General features: G+C 67.4%; 21 protein-coding genes and 1 tRNA gene. 7 read left to right on the forward strand and 15 right to left on the reverse strand.

Features of this window, described 5'->3' with window-relative positions:
• Nucleotides 1–149 precede the first annotated feature (149 nt).
• The 14 genes from ACW7G2_RS02580 to prmB all read right to left on the reverse strand — a co-directional run bounded on the left by ACW7G2_RS02580 (nucleotide 150) and on the right by prmB (nucleotide 13,545).
• A tRNA-Leu gene (locus ACW7G2_RS02580) sits at nucleotides 150–234 on the reverse strand.
• Nucleotides 235–282: 48 nt separating this feature from the next.
• Entirely contained in the window at nucleotides 283–705 is a 423-nt protein-coding gene (gene secG, locus ACW7G2_RS02585; RefSeq protein ID WP_456972417.1) for a preprotein translocase subunit SecG, read from the reverse strand.
• Between the two features lie 17 nt (nucleotides 706–722).
• Nucleotides 723–1,475, reverse strand: coding sequence for a triose-phosphate isomerase (tpiA, locus tag ACW7G2_RS02590; protein WP_456972831.1), 753 nt, complete (start codon nucleotides 1,473–1,475; stop codon nucleotides 723–725).
• Nucleotides 1,476–1,553: 78 nt separating this feature from the next.
• Nucleotides 1,554–2,492 (reverse strand): isopenicillin N synthase family dioxygenase, encoded by a 939-nt coding sequence (locus tag ACW7G2_RS02595; RefSeq protein ID WP_456972419.1) that lies wholly within the window; start codon nucleotides 2,490–2,492, stop codon nucleotides 1,554–1,556.
• Between the two features lie 19 nt (nucleotides 2,493–2,511).
• On the reverse strand, nucleotides 2,512–3,861 hold the full coding sequence (glmM, locus tag ACW7G2_RS02600) for a phosphoglucosamine mutase (protein WP_456972421.1): 1,350 nt from the start codon (nucleotides 3,859–3,861) through the stop codon (nucleotides 2,512–2,514).
• Entirely contained in the window at nucleotides 3,858–4,748 is an 891-nt protein-coding gene (accD, locus tag ACW7G2_RS02605; protein ID WP_456972423.1) for an acetyl-CoA carboxylase, carboxyltransferase subunit beta, read from the reverse strand. Before accD ends, glmM begins: the two co-directional genes overlap by 4 nt.
• A 146-nt stretch (nucleotides 4,749–4,894) precedes the next feature.
• On the reverse strand, nucleotides 4,895–5,698 hold the full coding sequence (trpA, locus tag ACW7G2_RS02610; protein WP_456972425.1) for a tryptophan synthase subunit alpha: 804 nt from the start codon (nucleotides 5,696–5,698) through the stop codon (nucleotides 4,895–4,897).
• Complete coding sequence (gene trpB / locus ACW7G2_RS02615; protein WP_456972427.1) at nucleotides 5,695–6,906, reverse strand: tryptophan synthase subunit beta; 1,212 nt, start codon at nucleotides 6,904–6,906, stop codon at nucleotides 5,695–5,697. Before trpB ends, trpA begins: the two co-directional genes overlap by 4 nt.
• Nucleotides 6,899–7,582, reverse strand: a complete 684-nt coding sequence (locus tag ACW7G2_RS02620) for a phosphoribosylanthranilate isomerase (RefSeq protein ID WP_456972429.1) — start codon at nucleotides 7,580–7,582, stop codon at nucleotides 6,899–6,901. Before ACW7G2_RS02620 ends, trpB begins: the two co-directional genes overlap by 8 nt.
• Nucleotides 7,579–8,361 (reverse strand): tRNA pseudouridine(38-40) synthase TruA, encoded by a 783-nt coding sequence (gene truA / locus ACW7G2_RS02625; protein ID WP_456972431.1) that lies wholly within the window; start codon nucleotides 8,359–8,361, stop codon nucleotides 7,579–7,581. The genes ACW7G2_RS02620 and truA overlap by 4 nt, the downstream gene beginning before the upstream one ends.
• Nucleotides 8,362–8,396: 35 nt before the next feature.
• A complete protein-coding gene (locus ACW7G2_RS02630) occupies nucleotides 8,397–10,358 on the reverse strand; it encodes a FimV/HubP family polar landmark protein (RefSeq protein ID WP_456972433.1) in 1,962 nt (653 codons plus the stop codon).
• Nucleotides 10,359–10,423: 65 nt separating this feature from the next.
• Nucleotides 10,424–11,470 (reverse strand): aspartate-semialdehyde dehydrogenase, encoded by a 1,047-nt coding sequence (locus ACW7G2_RS02635; protein WP_456972435.1) that lies wholly within the window; start codon nucleotides 11,468–11,470, stop codon nucleotides 10,424–10,426.
• Nucleotides 11,463–12,578 carry a chorismate synthase gene (gene aroC / locus ACW7G2_RS02640; protein WP_456972437.1) on the reverse strand — a complete coding sequence of 372 codons (1,116 nt, stop codon included), beginning with the start codon at nucleotides 12,576–12,578 and terminating at the stop codon, nucleotides 11,463–11,465. The genes ACW7G2_RS02635 and aroC overlap by 8 nt, the downstream gene beginning before the upstream one ends.
• 4 nt (nucleotides 12,579–12,582) lie before the next feature.
• Complete coding sequence (prmB, locus tag ACW7G2_RS02645) at nucleotides 12,583–13,545, reverse strand: 50S ribosomal protein L3 N(5)-glutamine methyltransferase (RefSeq protein ID WP_456972439.1); 963 nt, start codon at nucleotides 13,543–13,545, stop codon at nucleotides 12,583–12,585.
• A gap of 84 nt (nucleotides 13,546–13,629) precedes the next feature.
• Between prmB and ACW7G2_RS02650 the strand changes: the two genes are divergently transcribed.
• A complete protein-coding gene (locus tag ACW7G2_RS02650; RefSeq protein ID WP_456972442.1) occupies nucleotides 13,630–14,280 on the forward strand; it encodes an SCO family protein in 651 nt (216 codons plus the stop codon).
• 14 nt (nucleotides 14,281–14,294) lie between these two features.
• Nucleotides 14,295–15,152 (forward strand): archaetidylserine decarboxylase, encoded by an 858-nt coding sequence (asd, locus tag ACW7G2_RS02655; protein ID WP_456972444.1) that lies wholly within the window; start codon nucleotides 14,295–14,297, stop codon nucleotides 15,150–15,152.
• A gap of 120 nt (nucleotides 15,153–15,272) precedes the next feature.
• Here the strand turns inward: asd and ACW7G2_RS02660 are convergent, their stop codons facing one another.
• Nucleotides 15,273–16,775, reverse strand: a complete 1,503-nt coding sequence (locus ACW7G2_RS02660) for a transglycosylase SLT domain-containing protein (protein ID WP_456972446.1) — start codon at nucleotides 16,773–16,775, stop codon at nucleotides 15,273–15,275.
• Between the two features lie 166 nt (nucleotides 16,776–16,941).
• Between ACW7G2_RS02660 and ACW7G2_RS02665 the strand changes: the two genes are divergently transcribed.
• The 5 genes from ACW7G2_RS02665 (at nucleotide 16,942) to ACW7G2_RS02685 (ending at nucleotide 21,618) form a co-directional block, all read left to right on the forward strand.
• Nucleotides 16,942–18,450 carry a helicase HerA-like domain-containing protein gene (locus tag ACW7G2_RS02665; protein ID WP_456972448.1) on the forward strand — a complete coding sequence of 503 codons (1,509 nt, stop codon included), beginning with the start codon at nucleotides 16,942–16,944 and terminating at the stop codon, nucleotides 18,448–18,450.
• A gap of 13 nt (nucleotides 18,451–18,463) precedes the next feature.
• A complete protein-coding gene (gene greB / locus ACW7G2_RS02670; RefSeq protein ID WP_456972450.1) occupies nucleotides 18,464–18,970 on the forward strand; it encodes a transcription elongation factor GreB in 507 nt (168 codons plus the stop codon).
• Nucleotides 18,971–19,041: 71 nt separating this feature from the next.
• Nucleotides 19,042–20,496, forward strand: a complete 1,455-nt coding sequence (locus ACW7G2_RS02675; protein WP_456972452.1) for a cytochrome ubiquinol oxidase subunit I — start codon at nucleotides 19,042–19,044, stop codon at nucleotides 20,494–20,496.
• 4 nt (nucleotides 20,497–20,500) lie between these two features.
• Nucleotides 20,501–21,502, forward strand: a complete 1,002-nt coding sequence (gene cydB / locus ACW7G2_RS02680) for a cytochrome d ubiquinol oxidase subunit II (protein ID WP_456972454.1) — start codon at nucleotides 20,501–20,503, stop codon at nucleotides 21,500–21,502.
• On the forward strand, nucleotides 21,499–21,618 hold the full coding sequence (locus ACW7G2_RS02685) for a DUF2474 family protein (RefSeq protein ID WP_456972456.1): 120 nt from the start codon (nucleotides 21,499–21,501) through the stop codon (nucleotides 21,616–21,618). The genes cydB and ACW7G2_RS02685 overlap by 4 nt, the downstream gene beginning before the upstream one ends.
• The last annotated feature ends 9 nt before the right edge of the window (nucleotides 21,619–21,627 follow it).

The following is a 21,627-nucleotide window of genomic DNA, read 5'->3' on the forward strand; positions in this document are numbered from 1 at the left end:
CGGGACCCGAAACAACCGGATCCACCTGTTCAATTGTAACCAATCCTGTACCGGTGAGTAAAGGATTGTAAATGTCTACGCACGGACAAAATACCCCGCGCTGGGCGGGGCCGCGATATTGGCGCGATTAATCGCGCCGGCGTGGTTGTTGGTGCCCAAGAGGGGACTCGAACCCCTACGACTCTCGTCGCTACCACCTCAAGGTAGTGCGTCTACCAATTCCGCCACCTGGGCATTGAAACCGCTTTGAAACCCTGCGCAACCCGGGGATTGTACCCCCTGTCAGTTGTCTCCCGTCTCCTGCTCGGGGACTTCCGCCGGTGCCTGGGGGACGGTGGGCACGGAGGCCTCTCCGGCCGGCGGCGTGACCGCGGGCGCCTGGGGCACGGCGGGATCAGCCACGGGCGCCTGCGGCACCGTCGGGATCGAACCCATGATGCCCATGTCCTGCTGCAGCTGGCCCTGGTTGGCGCTGCGGGTGGCGAACCAGGCCATGGCCAGGGTGACGGCGAAAAACGCAATCGCCAGCCATTTGGTCGCCTTGGTCAGGAAACTGGCCGAGCCACGTGCGCCGAAGACGGTCGCCGAAGCGCCACCGCCGAAACCGGAGCCGGCCGCGGCGCCGGAGCCGCGCTGCATGAGGATCAGCACCACCATGGAAATGGCGATGAGCACGAACAGGATGTTGAGTACGTACAGCAGCATCGGATCGGGTCCGTTGGTCAGCGCGCCGCAGCGGCGATGATGGCGAGGAAATCCGCGGCCGCCAGGGAGGCGCCGCCAATCAACCCACCGTCTACGTCCGGCTGCGAAAACAGCGCGGGGGCGTTGTCGGGTTTGCAACTGCCGCCATAGAGGATCGGCAGCGAGCCGGCGATTGTAGCATCGTGCCTGCCCGCCTCGCTACGGATGAACGCGTGGACTTCCTGCGCCTGTTCCGTGGTTGCGGTACGCCCGGTACCGATGGCCCAGACCGGCTCGTAGGCAACGATGGCCCCGTCCAGCGCCTGCGCGCCGCCAATTTCGAACACGGGAGCCAGCTGGCTGCCGATCACGGCCTGGGTATTGCCCGCCTCGCGGTCCTCAAGGGTCTCGCCAACGCACAGGATCGGCACCAGGCCGGCCGACTTGGCCGCCATGAACTTGCGCGCCACCACGGCGCTGTCCTCACCGTGGTACTGACGGCGTTCCGAATGACCCACCAGAGTATGCGTGGCCCCTACGTCGGCCAGCATGGCCGCGGAGGTTTCACCGGTGTAGGCACCGTTGGGGTGTTCGCTCACATCCTGGGCACCGAAGGAGAAACCGCGCCCCTTCCAGTTGCCAACCAGCTCCGGCAGGTAGGGATACGGCGGCAGCACGATGGCCTGCACGCCTTCAGCCACGCCCACGGCAGTCATGCCCTGCAACAGCGCGTTGGCAAACGCGCGATCACCGTTGAGCTTCCAGTTTCCTGCCACGATCCGTGGGCGCATATCGTCTCCAGATGAAGTCATGAGGGGTATCAATTCTATCCGCCGGCGCCGGACGCGATCCGGCGCCGGTGGCGGTGCTTATTTGAGCTTGATTTCCTTCAGCCGCTCGTCCAGGAAGCCCTGGGCGGTGATCGGCTCGGGGTAGCGGCTCGGGTTGTCGGCGCTGATGCACGAGGGCAGCACGTCGATCAGGAAGTCCGGGTTCGGATGCAGGAAGAACGGCACCGAATAGCGCGGATTGCGCGCCTGCTCCCCCGGCGGGTTCACCACACGGTGGATCGTCGACGGGTACGTGTGGTTGGTCAGGCGCTCAAGCATGTCGCCGATATTGACCACGATCGTGTCGGCCTCGGAAGTGAACGGCACCCATTCACCCTGCTTCGACAACACCTCCAGCCCGGCCGCGCTGGCACCGACCAGCAAGGTGATGAAGTTGATGTCGCCATGCGCGCCTGCGCGCACGTTGGGGATGTCGTCGGCGGTAATCGGCGGATAGTGGATCGGCCGCAGGATCGAGTTGCCGAAGTTGGTCTTGTCGGCGAAGAACTCCTCCGCCAGGCCAATGTGCAGCGCCAGGGCGCCCAGCACCCGCGAACCCAGCGCATCAAGCGCCTGGTACAGGCCGTATCCGTGCTCGCGGAACCCGGGCACTTCCTCCGGCCACTGGTTCGGCGGCATCACATCGCGGTACTTCGAATCGTCGGGAATCTCGCGGCCGATGTGCCAGAACTCCTTGAGGTCGAAGTGCTTGGAGCCCTTTGCGGTCTCCACGCCGAACGGGGTGTAGCCGCGCGCGCCGCCACCGCCGGGCACGTGGTATTTCATCTTGGCTTCTTCGGGCAGCGCGAAGAACGTCTTGAAGGCCCCGTAGGCGGCGTCGATGTCGGCCTGTGGAATGCCGTGGCCGTTGATGCCGGCGAAGCCCCACTCGCGGTAGGCGGCGCCCAGTTCGGCCACGAAGGCGTCACGGTCGCTGTCGAAACGCCGGATATCCAGCGTGGGAATGCGTGAAGACATTTCGATCTCCGTCAATTGTTCAGGCCGCGGCCGCGCGCACCACCGCGGCCAGGGAATCAAGGGTCTGCTGCATCAGCGCATCGTCGTCGGCTTCCACCGTCACCCGCACCACTGGCTCGGTGCCGGACGGCCGCAGGAAGGCGCGGCCCCTGCCCTCCACCGCGGACTGGGCGCTGGCCAGGGCCTGGTGTACTTCAGGCGCGTCCACCGGCAGTTTGCCGTTTTCATAGCGCACGTTCACGGTCTTCTGCGGGACCTTTTCCAGGCCCTGCAGTGCCTGCTGCAGGCTGATTCCACGCCGCTTGAGCACCTCCAGCACCTGCAGCGCGGCAACGATCCCGTCACCCGTGCTGGCGCGATCCAGGCACAGCAGGTGCCCGGATGCTTCGCCACCCAGCACGCCATCGTGCTCGAGCAGCGCCTGGTGCACGTGGCGGTCGCCCACCTTCGCGCGGATGAAGCCGATGCCACGTTCACCCACGGCCCGTTCGAAGCCGTAGTTGGTCATCAGGGTGCCCACTACCGGCCCCGTAAGGCGCCCGGTCTCCTGCCAGTCGCAGGCAAGAATGTAGAGCAGGTCGTCACCGTCGACGATGCGCCCGTCCGGCGCGACGAACATGACCCGGTCGCCGTCGCCGTCGAAGGCGATGCCCAGGTCCGCGCCCGTTGCCTCAACGTGCTTCACCAGCGCGTCGGGATGGGTAGTACCCACGCCGTCGTTGATGTTCAACCCGTTCGGGTCCGCACCGATGGCGTTCACACGGGCACCCAGCTCGCGCAGCACCAGCGGGCCGACCTTGTAGGTGGCGCCATTGGCGCAGTCCATGGCCACGTGCATGCCATTGAGATCGAAGCCACGGGGCAGCGACGCCTTGCAGGCTTCCAGATAACGGCCCACCGCATCGCGGGTACGTACGGTCTTGCCGATCCTGTCCGAGTCCACGGTGCGGAACGGCTGCTCCAGCGCGGACTCGATCGCCAGCTCGGTGGCATCGTCCAGCTTTTCGCCTTCGTGGGAGAAAAACTTGATGCCGTTGTCGTGGTGCGGGTTGTGCGAGGCCGAGATCACGATCCCGCCATCGGCGCGCAGCGAACGGGTCAGGTGCGCGACAGCCGGCGTCGGCATCGGCCCCATCAGCTGCACGTTCACCCCGGCCGCGACCAGGCCGGCCTCGAGCGCCGCCTCGAACATGTAGTTGGAGATGCGGGTGTCCTTGCCGATCACCACCAGCGGCTTGCGGCTCCCTTCCCTGCTTTCCACCAGCGCATGACCATATGCGTTGCCCAGGCGCAGCACGAAGTCCGCGGAAATCGGCGACTGCCCGACGCGGCCGCGGATGCCATCCGTGCCGAAGTACTTCCGGCTCACGCAGCCACCTCGGGATCAGGTGCGGGCTGCGGCTGCTTCATCATCATTGCCAGCAGGCGGGAGATGCGGTCGCGAAGCTCGCGCCGGTCGCAGATTTGGTCGATCGCACCGTGCTCAACCAGGAACTCGCTGCGCTGGAACCCTTCCGGCAGGGTCTCGCGCACGGTCTGCTCGATCACCCGCGGCCCGGCAAAGCCGATCAGCGCTTCCGGTTCGGCCATGTTGATGTCACCCAGCATGGCGAACGACGCGGAGACGCCGCCGGTGGTCGGATGGGTCATGACCGAGATGTAGGGCAGCCCGGCCGCACGCAGGCGCCCAAGCGCGGCCGACGTCTTGGCCATCTGCATCAGCGAGAACAGGCTCTCCTGCATGCGCGCTCCGCCGCTCGCGGCAAAACAGACGAACGGGCACCCCAGCTCCAGGGCGCGCTCGACACCGAGGGCGAAACGCTCGCCGACCACCGAACCCATCGAACCGCCCATGAAGGCGAAGTCGAAGGCGGCGGCCACGATCGGCTGCTGCTTGAGCGTGCCTTCCAGCACCACCAGCGCGTCGCGCTCACCCGTGGCTTTCTGCGCGGCCTTGATGCGATCGCTGTAGCGCTTCTGGTCGCGGAAACGGAGCACATCGGTTGGACCAAGCTCGGCGCCGATCTCGGTGCCGGCGCCCGGATCAAGGAAGCCGCGCAGCCGTGCACGCGCGCGGATGGCGCGGTGGGCATTGCACTTCGGGCAGACCTCGAGGTTCTGCTCCAGCTCCGGGCGATACAGGATCGCGCCGCAGCGGTCGCATTTTTCCCACAGACCCTCGGGCACGTTGCGTTTGCGCGGAGCACCGGTTTCGGTGCGGATGGCACCGGGCATCAGTTTTTTCAGCCAACTCAATTCGTTTTCGTCCGTTGTGATGATCGACGGCGGCGCGCCGGAAACATCCGGCAGCGCGGATGCGCAAGTCTAGCAGGCGGCCCGCCGGACCAGCACCTGTGGCCCGGTGTGCACAACCGCCTGCAAGCTGTTGATCAGATAAGTATTCAGGCGTCCAGCGCGGCCCGCAGCGGGGCCAGGAAGGCACCTGCGGCTGCCGCTGCGGCATCAGGACTATCAGCTTCTTCCATCGCCGAAACCAGCGCGCTGCCGACTACCACGCCATCGGCGTCGGCTCCCATCGCCCGGGCGCTGTCGGCATCGCGGATGCCAAAGCCCACCACCACTGGTACGCCCGCCCGCTCGCGGATCACACGCAGGCGTTCACCTGCCGCGCCAGCGTCCAGGCGGCCCGAGTCCCCAGTGACCCCGGCGAAACTGACGTAGTAGAGATAGCCGTTGGCCAGCGCGCACAGTTTCTCCAGCCGCTCCGGACCCGTGGTCGGCGAGAGCAGCAGGATCAGCGCAACGCCGGCCTGTCCGAACGCATCGCGGTATTCATCTGCCTCTTCCGGCGGCAGGTCCACCAGCAGCACGCCGTCCACGCCGGCCTCCGCGGCCTGGCGGGCATAGCGCTCCGGCCCGCGGATCTCCACCGGATTCAGATAGCCCATCAGCACCACCGGGGTGTCCGGATCGCGCTCGCGGAAGGTCCGCACGGCGTCGAACACGTAGTCCGGGCCCGCTCCCCGCGCCAATGCACGCTCGGAGGCGCGCTGGATCACCGGGCCGTCCGCCATGGGGTCTGAAAATGGCATGCCGAGTTCGATCACGTTCGCGCCGGCGGCAACCGAGGCGTGCATCACCGGCACCAGCGCCTCAAGCGAGGGATCGCCAGCAGTGATGAAGGGAATCAATGCCTTGCGGCCAGTTCCTGCCAGTTGCGCAAAGCGGCGGTCCAGGCGGCTCATACCTCCACCCCTTCGCGTGCGGCGATGGTATGCACGTCCTTGTCGCCGCGACCGGACAGGTTGCACAGCACGATCCCGTCGCGCGGCAGCTCCCGCGCCAGCTTGATTGCCTGCGCCACCGCATGGCTGGATTCCAGTGCGGGCAGGATGCCCTCGGTGCGGGCCAGCGTGTGGAAGGCGGCCAACGCCTCGTCATCGGTCACGCCCACGTATTCGGCGCGCCCGGTGTCCTTGAGGAACGCGTGCTCCGGGCCCACGCCCGGATAGTCCAGGCCCGCCGATATCGAATGGGTGTGGCTGATCTGGCCATCGTCATCGCACAGCAGGTAGGTGCGGTTGCCATGCAGCACGCCCGGCCGGCCTGCGGACAGTGACGCCGCGTGGCGGCCCGTGGAAATGCCCTCGCCCGCCGCTTCGGCACCGACGATGCGCACATCGCGGTCATTGAGGAACGCGTGAAAAATTCCGATCGCATTACTGCCACCGCCCACGCAAGCGGTAATCACATCCGGCAGGCGGCCATACTGCTCCAGCACCTGGGCACGGGCCTCGCGCCCGACAACGGCGTTGAAATCGCGCACCATGCGCGGATACGGATCAGGCCCGGCCACGGTGCCGATGATGTAGAAGGTATCGACCACGTTGGTCACCCAGTCGCGCATGGCTTCGTTGAGCGCGTCCTTCAGGGTGGCCGAGCCGGACGTCACCGGCACCACCTCGGCGCCCAGCAGCTTCATCCGGTAGACGTTGATCTTCTGCCGCTCGATGTCGGTAGCGCCCATGTAGACCACGCACTGCAGCCCGAGCCGCGCGGCCACCGTGGCTGTGGCCACGCCGTGCTGTCCGGCACCGGTCTCGGCGATGATCCGGCGCTTGCCCATGCGGGTCGCCAGCAGCGCCTGGCCGATGGTGTTGTTGATCTTGTGCGCGCCGGTATGGTTCAGGTCTTCGCGCTTGAGCAGGATGCGCGCGCCGCCCGTCTCTTCACTCAGCTGGCGGGCGTGATAGATGGGGCTTTCACGGCCCACGTAGTGCTTCAGGTCCTGCTCGAATGCCTCGATGAACTCCGGATCCACGCGGGCGGCGTCATAGGCCGCGGCCAATTCTTCCAGCGGGCCGATCAGGGTCTCGGCCACGAAGCGGCCACCAAAACGGCCGAAGCGGCCGTTTGCATCGGGCCATGCCCGGTAATCGATTGTTTCAGTCATTCCCGTTCCGCGGCTCGTCGCCGATCTCCTGGCAGTCTGCGCGGCGTACCTGTTCAACGAACCGTCGCATCAGTTCGCCGTCCTTGATGCCCGGCGCGCTTTCAATTCCACTGGCCACGTCCACTCCCCAGGGCAGGGTCGCCAACGCAGCCTCATAAATATTGTCAGGGTCCAGCCCGCCGGCCAGCAGGAACGGAATTTCGCTTCCCGTCGGCAACCGCGACCAGTCAAAGCCGCGGCCGCTGCCCGGCTCGACGTCTCCACCGTGGGCATCGAACAGGAAGCCCACGCCCGAAGGCCATCGCAACCGCAGCTGGTCCATATCCACGCGGCCGGCACCATCGGCCATCGCCACGGCCTTGATATAGGGTACGCCGAAGCTGCGGCAGAAGCTTTCCTCCTCGTCGCCGTGGAACTGCAGCAGAGTGGGCCGCACCTGGCGCACCGCCTCGCGCACCTCGCGCTGGCTGTTGTCGCGGAACACCGCCACTGCGCTGACCATCGGGGCCAGCGCGACGCGAAGGGCACGCGCTTCCTCCGGCTCCAGCCTGCGCGAGCTGCCCTGGGCGAAAACGAAACCGACGGCATCCACCCCCAGCTCGCCCGCCAGGCGGACATCGCCTGCCCGGGTCATGCCGCAGAACTTGATCCTGGTACGGAACAGGGTCCGTTTCACTGGCTTACTTCTCCGGGAAGGTTCCATTGCGCAGGGTACAGCGGGCCGAGAAAGGTCAGGCCCGCCGCGCGGGCGGTGGGACCGGCCACGGTCCGGTCGCGGGCGGCCAGCACCTCGCCGATCCAGCCCTGCTCACGCTCGCCCGCCCCCACTTCCAGCAGCGAGCCGACGATGTTGCGGACCATGTGGTGCAGGAACGCATTGGCCTGCACATCTACCAGCACCTCATCGCCACTGCGCCGAACGCTGATGGATTGCAGCTCGCGCCGGGCGTGTTCGGCCTGGCAATGCACGGTGCGGAAGCTGGAAAAATCCTGCTCGCCCAGCAGCAGCTGGGCAGCGCGGTGCATGGCGTCGGCATCCAGCGGCCTGCGCTCCCAAGCCAGGTACTGCCTCTGCAGCGCGGCACGCACCGGCCGGTTGATGATGCGGTAGCGGTAGCGGCGCGCACGGGCAGAGAACCGGGCGCTGAAATCATCGGCCACGGGCACGCACCAGCGCACGGCAACGGAGGGCGGAAGATTTCCGGTTGTGCCCAGCACCCAGGCGCGCGTCGGGCGCGGCACATCGCTGTCGAAATGGGCCACCTGGCAGATGGCATGCACGCCTGCGTCTGTGCGTCCGGCACACACGGTGGCCACCGGAGAGTCCGCCACCCGCGACAATGCCTGCTCCAGCGCACTCTGGATCGTTGCAGGCCCGGGCTCGCCGGGCTGGCTCAGTCGCTGCCAGCCATGGAACTCACTGCCGTCGTATTCAACGCCTATCGCAAAACGCATGGTGGCAGTTCCGGGCCCGGTCGCAGCCGCGGCGGTCAGGCCAGCTCGACCAGCAGGCGCTCGGCTTCGGCAGCTTCAATCGGGTTGCCGGATCCGACCACCTCCCCCAACAGGTCGCGGGCGGTGTCGATATCACCCAGTTCCACGTATGCCTTGGCCAGCTCCAGCCGCTCCCCGGCGCCGGCAAGCAGGTCGTGGGCAGAGGGCTCGTCCAGGTCTGCGGCCAGCGACGGAGTCTGGGCCGGGACAGGTTCGGGCTCCGGTACGGGCACGGGCGCGGCTGGGGGAAGCGGGTCTTCCACGATTGACCCGGGGACCTCGGCCTGCCACGACCCAGCTGCCGGGACAGGCTCGCCAGGCCCGTCGTCTGTTTCGACCGCGACGACGGGCCCGTCGGGTTCATGGCCTGCATCCATGGCTGCAGGCGCGCCATCCTCAGTGGACAAAGCGCCCCCTGCCGTGACGCCTGCGGCCACGCCGGCGCTGCCCGCGTGCCAGGCAGGCGTGGCGGTGGCTCGGCGGCGGCCACCCGCCCCGGTCGGCCCGCTGGATGATTCACCGTCGCGCCGGCTCCTGAGCCAGACCACGGCGGCGGCGAGGATCAGCACCACGCCCAACCCGATCCACAGCCAGGCGCCGCTGCCGCCCTGGGCCGTCTCCGGCGCACCGGCGCCAGATTCGTTGGCCTGGGCCAGGCTGGGCGAGAACTGCTGATTGGACTCGGCCAGGCGCTGCTGCACCGCGGCCAGCTCGCTGTCCTTGAGTTCGATCAGCTGCTGCTGCTTGCCCTGCAGCTGCTCCAGATCGGCCAGCCGCATCTTGAGCTCGTCGACCTCCGCATCGCGCGCGGCCAGCGTTTCCCGGGTTTCCTGCAGTTCCTGTCGCAACATCTCACCCTCGCCACCGGCGGCAATGCCGGATCGTGTTCCCGCCTGACCGCCATCCGCTGAGGACGACGGTGCGATTTCAAGCCGCGCATCGGCTGTCTGGGTGCCGCGCTGCGCCTGCGCAGCTTCGGCGATTTCGTCCGCAGCCTGGTCCGTCGCCGTGCCTGGAGCAGTCGCCGGATCCATCGGCTGGGGCTGGGGGGCGGACATTTCACGCCAGCGGGCCACGTGGCTCCGCACTTCGGCGGTTGCCTGGGCCGTCGACTGCTGCAACACATCGTCACGGTCGGGAACGCGCAGCACCGCACCCTCGCGCAGCAGGTTGATATTGCCGCCGATGAAAGCGCCCGGATTGGTGCGCAGCAGCGCAAGCATCATCTGGTTGGTGGTCACGCCCTCCTCGCTGGCAAGGCGCTGGGCGATGGTGCTGAGGGTGTCACCGGCCTGGACCGGGGCAAGCTCGCCGCCTACGGCTGCAGCAGCCGGCGGCGGGGTCGCAGCAATCGGAGCAGGAGCCGGCGCGGGAGCCGGATCCGGTTGCACGGGCGCGGCATCGTCCGCCCCGACCACGGTTTCAGGCGCCGGTGCGGCCTGGGGTTCCGCCGCTTTCTGTCCGTCCGCAGCTGCCGACTCAGCCGCTGGCTGCGCAGGCCGGATGATCCTGTCACCGGACTCGACCACGGGCGCCTGGATGGATGGCTGCGCGGGCGCGGCGATGGCGTCCGGGGCGTCCAGCAGCGCCGAGTACTCACGCACCAGGCGTCCCTGCCCCCAGTCGGCCTCGATCAGGAAAGTCAGCAGCGACTGGTCAACCGGCGCGCTGCTGGTGACCCGCACCACGGGCCGGCCGGAAGCGTCCAGGGCCACGTTGAACTGCAGGTTGCGCACCACTCCCTGCGGCGGCTGCAATCCGATGCGGGCGAACGTTTCGGGCGAAGCCAAACCCACACGCAGCTGGCGCAGCTCATTGGGATCGCTGGAAACGATCGGGATTTCCGCGAGCAGCGGCTCCCCGTGCTGGGAGCGCACCTGGATCTGACCCAGCCCAAGTGCGAACGCGGGGCTGGCCATAAGCACCAGCACCAGCGTCCACGCGAATCTCCATCTCATCAGCATGCCTGTCCCCCTTTTGCGCGTTCCGACTCTAGCCGCCTGCAGCGCCGGTCCGCAATGTTTCACAGCCGCGCGGCAACCAGTTCGGCAATCTGCACCGCATTCAGGGCGGCGCCCTTGCGGATGTTGTCGGACACGATCCACAGATTGAGCCCGCGCGGATGCGACAGGTCCTCGCGGATCCGCCCGACGTAGACCTGATCGTCTCCGGATGCGTGGCTGACCGGCGTGGGGTAGCCACCCGGCGCACGTTCGTCCACGACGGTGACCCCGGGCGCGGCCTCCAGCAGTTCGCGGGCCCTTGCAGCATCGATTTTGTCGCGGGTCTCGATGTGTACCGCCTCCGAGTGCCCATAGAACACCGGCACACGCACCGCGGTGGCGTTCACCTGGATGGAGTCGTCGCCGAGGATCCTGCGGGTTTCCCACACCAGCTTCATCTCCTCGCGGGTGTAGCCGTTGTCCAGGAACTCATCGATGTGCGGGATCAGGTTGAACGCGATCTGCACCGGGAACCGCTCCGGCACCGCGCCCTGGAAGTTCAGCAGGGCGCTCGTCTGCCGTCCCAGCTCCTCCATGGCCGCACGCCCGGCTCCGGACACGGACTGGTAGGTCGCCACGTTGATGCGCTTGATGCCCACCGCGCGGTGGATCGGCGCCAGGGCCACCATCATCTGCATGGTAGAGCAGTTGGGGTTGGCGATGATCCCGCGCGGCCGATGGGCCAAATCTCCGGGATTGACCTCGGCCACCACCAGGGGCACGTCCGGGTGCTGGCGGAAGGCGGAGGAGTTGTCGATCACCACTGCACCAGCGGCCGCGAACCGCGGCGCGTGCTCCTGCGACACCGTCCCGCCGGCCGCAAAAAAAGCGATATCGATGCCTGCCGGATCAAATGTCGCGAGGTCCTGCAGAACGACCTCATCGTCAAAGCCGAAATCGACCGTTCCGCCCGCAGAGCGCTCGCTGGCCAGGGCCACCAGCCCTGCGAGCGGGAACCTCCGCTCGGCCAGGATCGAGAGGATCGTTTCACCCACGGCGCCGGTTGCGCCAACCACCGCCACCTTCAGCGGCCTTGCCGTTTGCTGATTGCCGGTCTGCTCACTCATTTCCATCAACCTCCGGGACCGAAGCCGCGATCCGCGGCGCCATCCCGTCCACATCACCGCACTGCGCCCGGTGGCGCAGCGCCTGGTCCATCAATTCCAGCGCCATCATCGCTTCGCAGATAGGCGTGGCGCGGATACCGACGCAAGGGTCATGACGGCCCGTGGTGACGATATCCACCACCTCGCCCGCTTCATCCAGACCTTCCACCGGCAGACGCAGGCTGGAGGTGGGCTTGAACGCCACGCTGCACTCCACCTGCTGGCCGCTGCTGATGCCGCCCAGCACGCCGCCGGCGTGGTTGGAGCGGAAGCCTTCGGGCGTCATCACATCGCGGTGCTCGCTGCCCTTCTGGGTCACCGAGTCGAAACCGGCGCCGATCTCCACGCCCTTGACCGCGTTGATCGACATCATCGCTGCGGCCAGGCCGGCATCGAGCTTGCCGTAGACCGGTGCGCCCCAGCCGGGCGGCACGCCGTCGGCCACGACCCGGACCTTGCCACCCACCGAGTCGCCGGACTTGCGCAGCGCGTCCATGAAGGCTTCCAGCTCCGGTACCTGCGAGGCATCCGGCCAGAAGAATGGATTGGTCTCGACGGCTGCCCAGTCGTGGCTGTGCGGAACAACTTCGCCGATCTGCGCCAGGTGGCCGCGCACGCGCACGCCATGGCGCTCGGCCAGCCACTTCTTCGCGATCACCGCGGCGGCCACACGCATGGTGGTCTCGCGCGCCGAGGCGCGTCCGCCGCCGCGCGGATCGCGGATGCCGTATTTATGCCAGTAGACATAGTCCGCATGCCCGGGCCGGAACTGCCCGGTGATGCGGTCGTAATCCTTGCTGCGCGCGTCCGTGTTGCGGATCAGCAGCGCCAGCGGCGTCCCCGTGGTCCGGCCTTCATGCACGCCTGACAGGATTTCCACCGCATCGTCCTCGCGGCGCGCCGAGGTGTGGCGGCTGCGCCCGGTGGCGCGACGCGCCAGATCGGCCGTGAAATCCTCCGACGCGATTGCGATGCCCGGCGGGCAGCCATCGATCACGCAGCCGATCGCCGGCCCGTGTGATTCACCGAAGGTGGTGACCCGTAGCAGTTGGCCGAAGGTATTGGACACCGGCTCAGAACAAGTCGGAGCCGGCGTTCGTCGAGGCGCGGACCGCGCCCGGCTCACGCGCAGCGGCCAGCTCGCTGATCCGCGCATTGTGATGCACCAGGTCACGCCGTTCGGCAACAAACACGCCCATCTGTCCGACCTTGAAATCGACCCAGGCCAACGGCAGTTCCGGCAGCAGCGCCGCCAGGGCGCGCTCGGAATCGCCCACCTCGCATACCAGCATGCCGTCCTCGCTCAGGTGCAGCGGGGCGTCACGCAGGATCTTCAGCACCAGGTCAAGGCCATCGTCACCGGCGCGCAGGCCGAGTTCGGGTTCGTGCACGTACTCCGGCGGCAGCGCGTCGGCTTCATCGTTGGTGACGTAGGGCGGGTTGGTGACGATCAGGTCATAGCGCTCGCCGTGCAGCCCTTCGAACAGGTCCGATTGCAGCAGGCGGATGTTGTCCACGTTCTGGGCGGCCACGTTCTCATGCGCCAGCGACAGCGCCTCCGGGCTCAGGTCCGCCCCGTCCACGTGCCAGTCCGGGTTGTAATGGGCCATGGCGATGGCGATGCAGCCCGAACCGGTGCACAGGTCCAGCGCCCGGCGCACGTCGCGCCCGCCCAGCCACGGCTCGAACCCCTCAAGGATCAGTTCGGCGATCGGCGAGCGCGGCACCAGGGCCCGCTCGTCGGACTTGAACGACAGGCCGGCAAACCAGGCTTCGCCGGTCAGGTAGGCGGCGGGCACGCGCTCTTCGATCCGGCGCAGGAACAGCGCCAGCACATCTTCCTTCTCGGCCAGGGTCACCCGCGACTGGCCGTACACCGGCGACAGGTCGTGCGGCAGATGCAGGGCGTGCAGGGTGAGCTGGGTGGCTTCGTCCAGGGCGTTGTCGTAACTGTGTCCGAACGTCAGCCCGGCCGCGTTGAAGCGGCTGGCGCCGTAGCGGATCAGGTCGATGATGGTACGGAGTTCATCGGTCATGGCAGCGTGGTCCGCGGCGGCAATGGAACAGGGAAGTATATCGGCCACGCGGGTATGATGGACGCGGCCCAAGTGGAATGAACAATGTTCAATCGCACCACGCTCATCATCCTCGTTGTTGCCCTCGCCGCTGGCCTGGGCCTGCTCGCAGCACAGAAGATCCTCTCCGGCCCCGGGAGCACGGGCGCCCAGCCTGAAACCCGGGCAATCAGCCTGTTTCCGCAGCCGCGCGAACTGCCCGATTTCGCCATGCAACAGTCGGATGGCACCCAGCTGCTGCCGGGCGAGCTGCACGGGCACTGGACCATCGTGTTCATCGGCTTCACCTTCTGCCCCGACGTGTGCCCGATGACCCTGACCCAGCTGGGCCAGGCCCAGCGCCAGTGGGAAGACATCCCCGACGGCGTGCGCCCACGCGTGCTGTTTGTTTCGGTCGACCCCGAGCGCGACACCCCGGATCGGATCGGCGACTACATTTCGGCCTTCCACCGCGACACCTTGGGCGCAACGGCCGATATTCCAGCGCTGGAAGAATTCACCCGTTCGCTGTCGCTGGTGTTCATGAAGGTGCCGGCGCCGGACGGCGTGCCGGAAGACCAGTACAGCATTGACCACTCGTCGGCGATGGCCATCCTCGACCCGCAGGCCCGCATGGCCGGCGTGCTGCAGGGCCCGCTGGACCCCGAGGCGATTGCCGCCGATCTGCGCATGCTCACCGAAGCCTCGCGCAACTGACACCAGGCCTTTTGATGGATCCGATTACCGCGCTCACCTGGGTGCTGCCGCACCGGTTGCTGTCCTCGCTTGCCCGGCGCATGGCCTATTCGCAGAGCCCGCGCACCAGCCGCTGGCTGATCGATACCGTGGTGCGGCGCTTCGACGTGGATCTGTCCGAAGCCGCCGACTCCGATCCGCGCGCTTATCCCAGTTTCAATGCCTTCTTCACCCGTGCACTGCGCCCCGACGCGCGCACCCCGGATCCGGACCCTTCCGCCCTGCTGATGCCGGCCGACGGGCGCATCAGCCAGTGCGGACCGATCGGCCATGTGGATGAAGCGGGACGGATCTTCCAGGCCAAGGGCCAGTCGTTCACCGCCGCGGAACTGCTGGGTGATGCCGCAGCCGCGGAGATTTTCGACGGCGGATCGTTCGCCACCGTGTACCTGTCGCCACGCGACTACCATCGCGTGCACATGCCGTGGACCGGCACCCTGCGCGAAACCGTGCACGTACCCGGCCGGCTGTTCAGCGTCGGCCCCGCCGCCGTGCGCCATGTTCCGCGCCTGTTTGCCCGCAACGAGCGCCTGGTCTGCCACTTCGACACGGACTTTGGGCCGATGGCGGTGGTGATGGTGGGCGCGCTGCTGGTGTCGGGCGTAGAAACCGTGTGGGCCGGCGAGGAGATCCCCGCCTACGGCAAGCGGATCACCCGCAAGGACTATCGTGGCAAGGGCATCGCGCTCGAGCGCTTCGCGGAAATGGCCCGCTTCAACTACGGCTCCACCGTAGTCGTGCTGCTGCCGCCGGGCGTTGCGGAACTGTCTGAGGAACTGGGCCCGGAAACCCCGGTCCGCCTGGGTCAGCGCCTGGCCACCAGGCGCGGCTGAGCCGCGTAGGCATCGTCTGCTTGCCTGATGGGCCGGCAGGTTATTTCACCCACGTCCCGGACACGCCCTGCCCGTGTGCTCACCCGCCGGCCTGATGATTCGGGCGGCGGACCGGATGAGCTATCTGCAGGATTCCAGCGAGAGCCGCTGACCTGCCCTCAACGCATACGCAGGGGCACGCAGGTTGTTGCTGCGCGCCAGCGCCCGCAAATCGCAGCCGTATTGATCGGCGATGCGCCCCAGGTTTTCGCCCCTACCCACCCGATGCTCACGAGGCACCGCGGCCGCTGCCGCACGGGGCGCCTGCGGCGGCGGGCCCGAACGCACCACGGCGCTGCCCGGATCACTGCTGACCAGCTCGCGCGCGATGTCGGCCCTCGCACTGCGGGTGCACCAGCGGCCGTACAGACGCGCCACGTCGGCGGTGGCGTTGAGGGTGGTGCCAGCCGGGATCACGTCATCGGCACGGTAACGGGGGTTGAGATTGCGCAGCATGCGCATGAAGCCATAGCGCGTACCGCCGTTGCCCAGACAAATGGTCAGTTCGTAGATCGAGGTATCCCGCTCCAACTGAAGCAGCTCGGGACGCGCGTTGATCTTCGGGAACTCCAGGCCGTAGCGGCGCGGATGCAGGTAGAGCCAGGCCGCGGCGATCACCATCGGCACGTAGTCACGGGTTTCCGGCGGGAACTGGCTGTAGACCGACTCGTCCCAGAAGCTGCGCCCGCCATTCTCGCGGTGGATCCGGCGCGCGCGCCCTTCCCCGCCGTTGTAGCCGGCCAGGGCCAGCTCGATGTCGTTGTTGAGTTCGGCCAGGCGCTCATTGAGGTAGGCCGCACTGGCTTCAGCCGAGGCATAGGGGTCGTAGCGGGTGTCGAAGCCGGTGCTGTCCTGGCCGAGGCCAAAGCGCCGGCCGGTGGCGGGCATGAACTGCAGCGGCCCGGCGGCACCGGCGCGCGAGGTTGAATGCACTCGGCCGGTGGATTCCTTGGCCAGGATGCCGAACAGCAGCGCTTCGGGCAGGCCGGCGCGCTCGAAGTTCGGCCACATCACGTGACGCATGTACTGGTAGTTCTCGTGGCTGACGATCAGCGAGTGGCGCATGTCGGTGAGCCAGCGGCGGATGCCCTCCTGCACCGCCGGGTTGAACTGCACCATCTCCACGAACCGGCGCCCATCGCTGAGCAGGGCCGCGGCACGGGCGGCCTCTGGCACATCCGCGGCCACGCCTTCGGCCAACATGCCGTCCGGATCCGGGTCGAACGGATCCACGTCGTCGCCCGGGTCGGCCGAGGCTTCGTCGGCCTCGGCCTTGAGCAGGCGCTTAAAGGTAGTGACGAACCCGGCGGGCTCGCAGCCGCGCAGCTTTCCGCATTCCACCATCACGTCTTCCATATCTTCCAGCGCGGCATCGCTTGCCGCCACCGCATCCGGTTCGTGGTTGCGCGCGCGCACCAGGGCCTCGCGATAGCGGACCTCGGCCTGCTCCATGCGCTGCTGCAACGCCTCGGCGGCCTCCCGGTCTCGGCGCGACTGCGCATCGGCCGCTTGGGGAAACAGCAGGGCCAGCCCCAGGACAGCAATGGCGGACAGGCGGACAGCGGACACGGCAGGCAGGGTCATGGCAGGGACGGTTCGGGGCGGACGCGCAGGTTAGCCGCCCCCACCACGCGTGGGCAAACCCCTTTCGTCCGGCCAGCCGGTTCCGGCATTGCCCCCCACCTGCGCCCGAGGTCCGACCGGCTCGGCATGGCCTAGAATCCTGTGCATTCAATCGTCAGGACAGACCATGCAGCCGGATCCCATCCTCGTCGGCCGTTCCGTCACCACGCCGCAGAGCGGCAACGTGCACCTGTTGCCCCGCTACGGCAATCGCCACGGCCTGGTGGCCGGCGCCACCGGCACCGGCAAGACAGTCACCCTGATGATGCTGGCCGAGTCCTTCTCTCGCGCCGGCGTACCGGTGTTCATGGCCGACATGAAGGGCGACGTGGCCGGCCTGGCGGTCCCCGGCACGATGAACGAGGGCCTGCAGAAGCGCGCCGACCTGATGGGCATCGACGGCTTCACCGTGGAAGGCAGTCCCACCATCCTTTGGGACCTGTACGGCAAGCTCGGCCACCCGGTGCGGACCACGGTGACCGAGATGGGTCCGACCCTGCTGGGCCGGATCCTGGAGCTCAACGACACCCAGTCCGGCGTGCTCGACATCGTGTTCAAGCTGGCCGATGACCGCGGCCTGCTGCTGCTGGACCTGGCCGACCTGCGCGCCCTGCTGGCGCTGGTCATCGAAGAACGCAAGGCGGTCTCGGCCGAGTACGGCCTGGTGAACTCCCAGTCTGTGGGCGCGATCCAGCGGGCGCTGCTGCGGCTGGAACAGGACGGCGGCGGGCAGTTTTTCGGCGAGCCCGCGCTGGAACTCTCCGACCTGATGCGCACGACCACCAGCGGCCGCGGCGTGATCGGCATCCTTGCCGCCGACCAGCTGCTGCTGCGTCCCCGGCTGTATTCCAGTTTCCTGCTGTGGCTGCTGTCGGAACTGTTCGAAACCCTGCCCGAGGTGGGCGACCTGGACAAGCCGAAGCTGGTGTTCGTGTTCGACGAGGCCCACCTGCTGTTCAAGGATGCGCCGACGGCGCTGCGCCAGCGGATCGAGCAGGTGGTGCGCCTGATCCGCTCCAAGGGCGTGGGCGTGTACTTCTGCTCGCAGTTCCCCGATGACGTGCCCGATGAAATCCTCGGCCAGCTTGGCAACCGGGTGCAGCACGCCCTGCGTGCCTTCACACCGCGCGACCAGAAGGCGGTGCGCACTGCCGCCCAGACCTTCGTGGGCAATCCCGACCTTGACGTGGTGGACACGATTTCCCGACTGGGCACCGGCGAAGCCCTGGTGTCCACGTTGCAGGACGTATCTGATAGAGGCCGGGGCATCCCCATGCCAGTTGAGCACACGGTGATTGCGCCCCCGCGCTGCCGCATGGGCGCCATCACCGGCGAGGAGCGTGCGCGGATCCGCGCCGGCAGCCCGGTGGGGGCCAAGTACGACACGGCGATCAACCGGGAGTCGGCGGCAGAGATCCTGGCGAAACGCGCCGCGGAGATGCCTGCACAGGCCAACGCGCCTGAGGCCAAAGCCAAGGCCGCTGATGAGGGCGGCGGCATCGGCCGCATGGTCAGCGAGTTCCTGTTCGGCACCTCCCGCCGACAGGGCGTGGTCCAGGCGGCCGGCAAACAGGCTGCACGCACGGTCACCAACCGCGTTGTGCGCAATATCCTCGGCAGCATCCGGATCCGGTGAGCAGGCAACCCACATGAGCCGCTGGCGCCCGCCCCCACCCAAGAGCACGGCCCTGATCACGCCCGAGGGCCACGCCCGCCTGAAGGCCGAGCTGGACGACCTGTGGCGCGTGCAGCGCCCGGAAGTGGTGCGCGCCCTGGCCGCGGCCGCCGCCGAGGGCGACCGGTCCGAAAACGCGGAATACACCTACCGCAAGAAGCAGCTTGGCGGCATCGACCGCCGGGTGCGCTACCTGAGCAAGCGGCTGCAGACGCTGCGGGTGGTCGACACCGTGCCGTCGAACCCGGAAGCGGTGTTCTTTGGCGCTACCGTGGAGCTTGAAGACCAGGACAGCGGCGACACCGTTCGCTACCGCGTGGTCGGCCCGGATGAGACCGACGCGCCCAAGGGCTGGATCAGCATCGATTCCCCGTTGGCGCGGGCGATGCTCAAGAAGCGGCTTGACGATGAGTTCCAGGCGGAACTGCCGGGCGGCACCGTCTCGTTCGTCATCATCGACGTCCAATACGAATTGGATTAACCGCGCCCCCGAGGAAAGTGACCCGGATGTGAACGCCACGCTGACATCGAGGGTGCTAGCGTCGCCTCGCCATGTTCGAAAACTTTGACGCCGTGTTCCTGGCGCGACTCCAGTTCGCGTTCACGATCAGCTTCCACTTCATCTTTCCAGCCTTCACCATCGGGCTGGCAAGTTTCCTCGCCGTGCTCGAGTGGCGCTGGCTGCGTACGAAGAAACAGGTGTATCTGGACCTGTTCCGCTTCTGGGTAAAGATCTTCGCGGTCGCCTTCGCCATGGGCGTGGTCTCGGGCATCGTGATGACCTACCAGTTCGGCACCAACTGGGCGGTGTTCTCCGACCGTGCCGGACCGATCATCGGGCCGTTGATGGCCTACGAGGTCATGACCGCGTTCTTCCTCGAAGCCGGGTTCCTCGGGGTGATGCTGTTCGGCATGAACCGGGTCGGCCCGCGCCTGCACTTCATGGCCACCCTGCTGGTGGCGTTCGGCACGTTCCTGTCGGCGTTCTGGATCCTCAGCGCCAACAGCTGGATGCACACGCCCACGGGTTTCAGCATCAATGATGTCGGCCAGTTCGTCCCGGACAGCTGGTGGGAGGTGATCTTCAATCCCAGCTTCCCGTACCGGCTCGCACATACCCTGACCGGTGCCTATCTGACCACGGCGTTCGCGGTAGGCGGCGTGGGCGCCTGGCACCTGCTCAAGCAGCGTCGGGCCGGGACGCGCCTGGATGGCGATGACCCCGCGGCCACCAGCTCCCTGGCCGGGGCGCGCACGATGTTCTCAATGGCGATGTGGATGGCCGCGATCGTGGCGCCGATGCAGCTGTTGATCGGCGATTTCCACGGGCTCAACACGCTTGAACACCAGCCAGCCAAGATCATGGCCATCGAGGGCCACTACCAGAGCTATCCGGACGGCGCGCCCCTGATCCTGTTCGGGATCCCCGATACCGAGGCGGGCGAGGTGCGCTACGCACTGCAGGTTCCCGGGATGGGTTCGCTTATCCTCCAGCACGACCCCAGCGCGCCGATGGATGGCCTGGAGACGATCCCCGAGGAATCCCGGCCGCCGGTGGGGCCGGTGTTCTGGTCGTTCCGGGTGATGGTCGGCATCGGAATGCTGATGATCGCCCTGGGCGCGTGGAGCCTGTACGCGCGCTGGCGAAAACGGCTGTATGACTGGCCGGCCCTGCACCGGGCGGCCGTCCTGATGGCCCCGACCGGTTTCGTGGCGGTGATCGCCGGCTGGATCACCACCGAGGTCGGCCGCCAGCCGTACACGGTCTACAACTTCATGACCACGCGCGAAAGCGCCTCCGCGCTGGACGCCTCCGCAGTGGGCACATCGCTGATCGCCTTCATCATCGTTTACTTCATCGTCTTCGGCCTGGGCACGCTGTACATCCTGCGTCTGATGGCCAAGGGCGTGCAGCCGTCCGAGCGGCCGATGGACGAAGACGAAGCCACGATCCGCACGGCCGGCATCACCCCGGGACCGGCGATGAAAATGGCCGGGGAGGACTGACGCCATGGAACTCGACCTTGCCCTGGTCTGGGCCCTGATCCTGCTGTTCGCGGTGTTCGCCTACGTGGTGATGGACGGCTTCGACCTCGGGATCGGCATCATCCTGCCGGCGCTCGGGATCGGCAGCGAGCGTGATCAGGCGATCAACACCGTCGCGCCGGTGTGGGACGGCAACGAAACCTGGCTGGTGCTCGGCGGGGGCGGCCTGATGGCCGCGTTCCCGCTCGCGTTCGGGGTGATCATGACCGCGGTCTACCCGCTGGTGATAGCGATGGTGCTGGCACTGGTGTTCCGCGGTGTGGCGTTCGAGGCGCGCGGACGCGACCCCGCGCATCGGGCGTGGTGGGACGGTGCCTTCAACGGCGGCTCCACGGTGGCGGCAATGGCCCAGGGCATGATCCTCGGCGCCCTGATCCAGGGCATCGAGGTCGACGGGCGTGAATACGGTGGGGGCTGGTGGGACTGGCTGACGCCGTTCACCGTGCTCACCGGGCTCAGCGTGGTGGCCGGCTACGCGCTGCTGGGCGCCACCTGGCTGGTGCTCAAGACCGAGGGCGAGCTGCAGGCGAAAGTCCGCCGCTACGCCTCGCGCCTGGGCGTGGTCATGCTGGCCGGCATCGCGCTGGTGAGCCTGGCAACCGTGGGGCTGGACTACGACTACCACCACCGGTGGACCACCACGCCAACGGTCTTCCTGGCCGCGCAGGTGCCGCTGCTGACGGTGGTGATGGCCTATGCGTTCTGGCGCACGCTGCGCCGGGGCCGCGAACTGGCGCCGTTCCTGCTCACGCTTGCCCTGTTTGCGCTGACCTTCGTGGGCCTGGGCATCAGCGTATTCCCGTACGTGGTGCCTCAGGCGTTGACCATCCATGACGCGGCCTCACCGGATTCGAGCCTGGTCTTCATGCTGGTGGGCGCCGTGGTGTTGATCCCGATCATCCTCACCTATACCGGATGGTCCTATTGGGTCTTCCGCGGCAAGGTCCGTGACCAGGGTTACCATTGAGCACCACCGGTCCCGGCCCCCTGTGGAAACGGCTGGCCTGGCTGTTCGCCCTCTGGGTCGCTGGGCTGGCAACGGTGGGAACCGTGGCCTGGTTCCTGCGCCTGTGGATCGGCTGAGTCCATGTC

This window comes from Luteimonas sp. A277 (assembly GCF_054052045.1).

Coding starts and splice junctions, on each gene's coding strand:
- secG (WP_456972417.1), bottom strand. CDS start 705: ATGCTGCTGTACGTACTCAACATCCTGTTCGTGCTCATCGCCATTTCC.
- tpiA (WP_456972831.1), bottom strand. CDS start 1,475: ATGCGCCCACGGATCGTGGCAGGAAACTGGAAGCTCAACGGTGATCGC.
- ACW7G2_RS02595 (WP_456972419.1), bottom strand. CDS start 2,492: ATGTCTTCACGCATTCCCACGCTGGATATCCGGCGTTTCGACAGCGAC.
- trpA (WP_456972425.1), bottom strand. CDS start 5,698: ATGAGCCGCCTGGACCGCCGCTTTGCGCAACTGGCAGGAACTGGCCGC.
- trpB (WP_456972427.1), bottom strand. CDS start 6,906: ATGACTGAAACAATCGATTACCGGGCATGGCCCGATGCAAACGGCCGC.
- truA (WP_456972431.1), bottom strand. CDS start 8,361: ATGCGTTTTGCGATAGGCGTTGAATACGACGGCAGTGAGTTCCATGGC.
- ACW7G2_RS02630 (WP_456972433.1), bottom strand. CDS start 10,358: ATGAGATGGAGATTCGCGTGGACGCTGGTGCTGGTGCTTATGGCCAGC.
- ACW7G2_RS02635 (WP_456972435.1), bottom strand. CDS start 11,470: ATGAGTGAGCAGACCGGCAATCAGCAAACGGCAAGGCCGCTGAAGGTG.
- prmB (WP_456972439.1), bottom strand. CDS start 13,545: ATGACCGATGAACTCCGTACCATCATCGACCTGATCCGCTACGGCGCC.
- ACW7G2_RS02650 (WP_456972442.1), top strand. CDS start 13,630: ATGTTCAATCGCACCACGCTCATCATCCTCGTTGTTGCCCTCGCCGCT.
- asd (WP_456972444.1), top strand. CDS start 14,295: ATGGATCCGATTACCGCGCTCACCTGGGTGCTGCCGCACCGGTTGCTG.
- ACW7G2_RS02660 (WP_456972446.1), bottom strand. CDS start 16,775: ATGACCCTGCCTGCCGTGTCCGCTGTCCGCCTGTCCGCCATTGCTGTC.
- ACW7G2_RS02665 (WP_456972448.1), top strand. CDS start 16,942: ATGCAGCCGGATCCCATCCTCGTCGGCCGTTCCGTCACCACGCCGCAG.
- greB (WP_456972450.1), top strand. CDS start 18,464: ATGAGCCGCTGGCGCCCGCCCCCACCCAAGAGCACGGCCCTGATCACG.
- ACW7G2_RS02675 (WP_456972452.1), top strand. CDS start 19,042: ATGTTCGAAAACTTTGACGCCGTGTTCCTGGCGCGACTCCAGTTCGCG.
- cydB (WP_456972454.1), top strand. CDS start 20,501: ATGGAACTCGACCTTGCCCTGGTCTGGGCCCTGATCCTGCTGTTCGCG.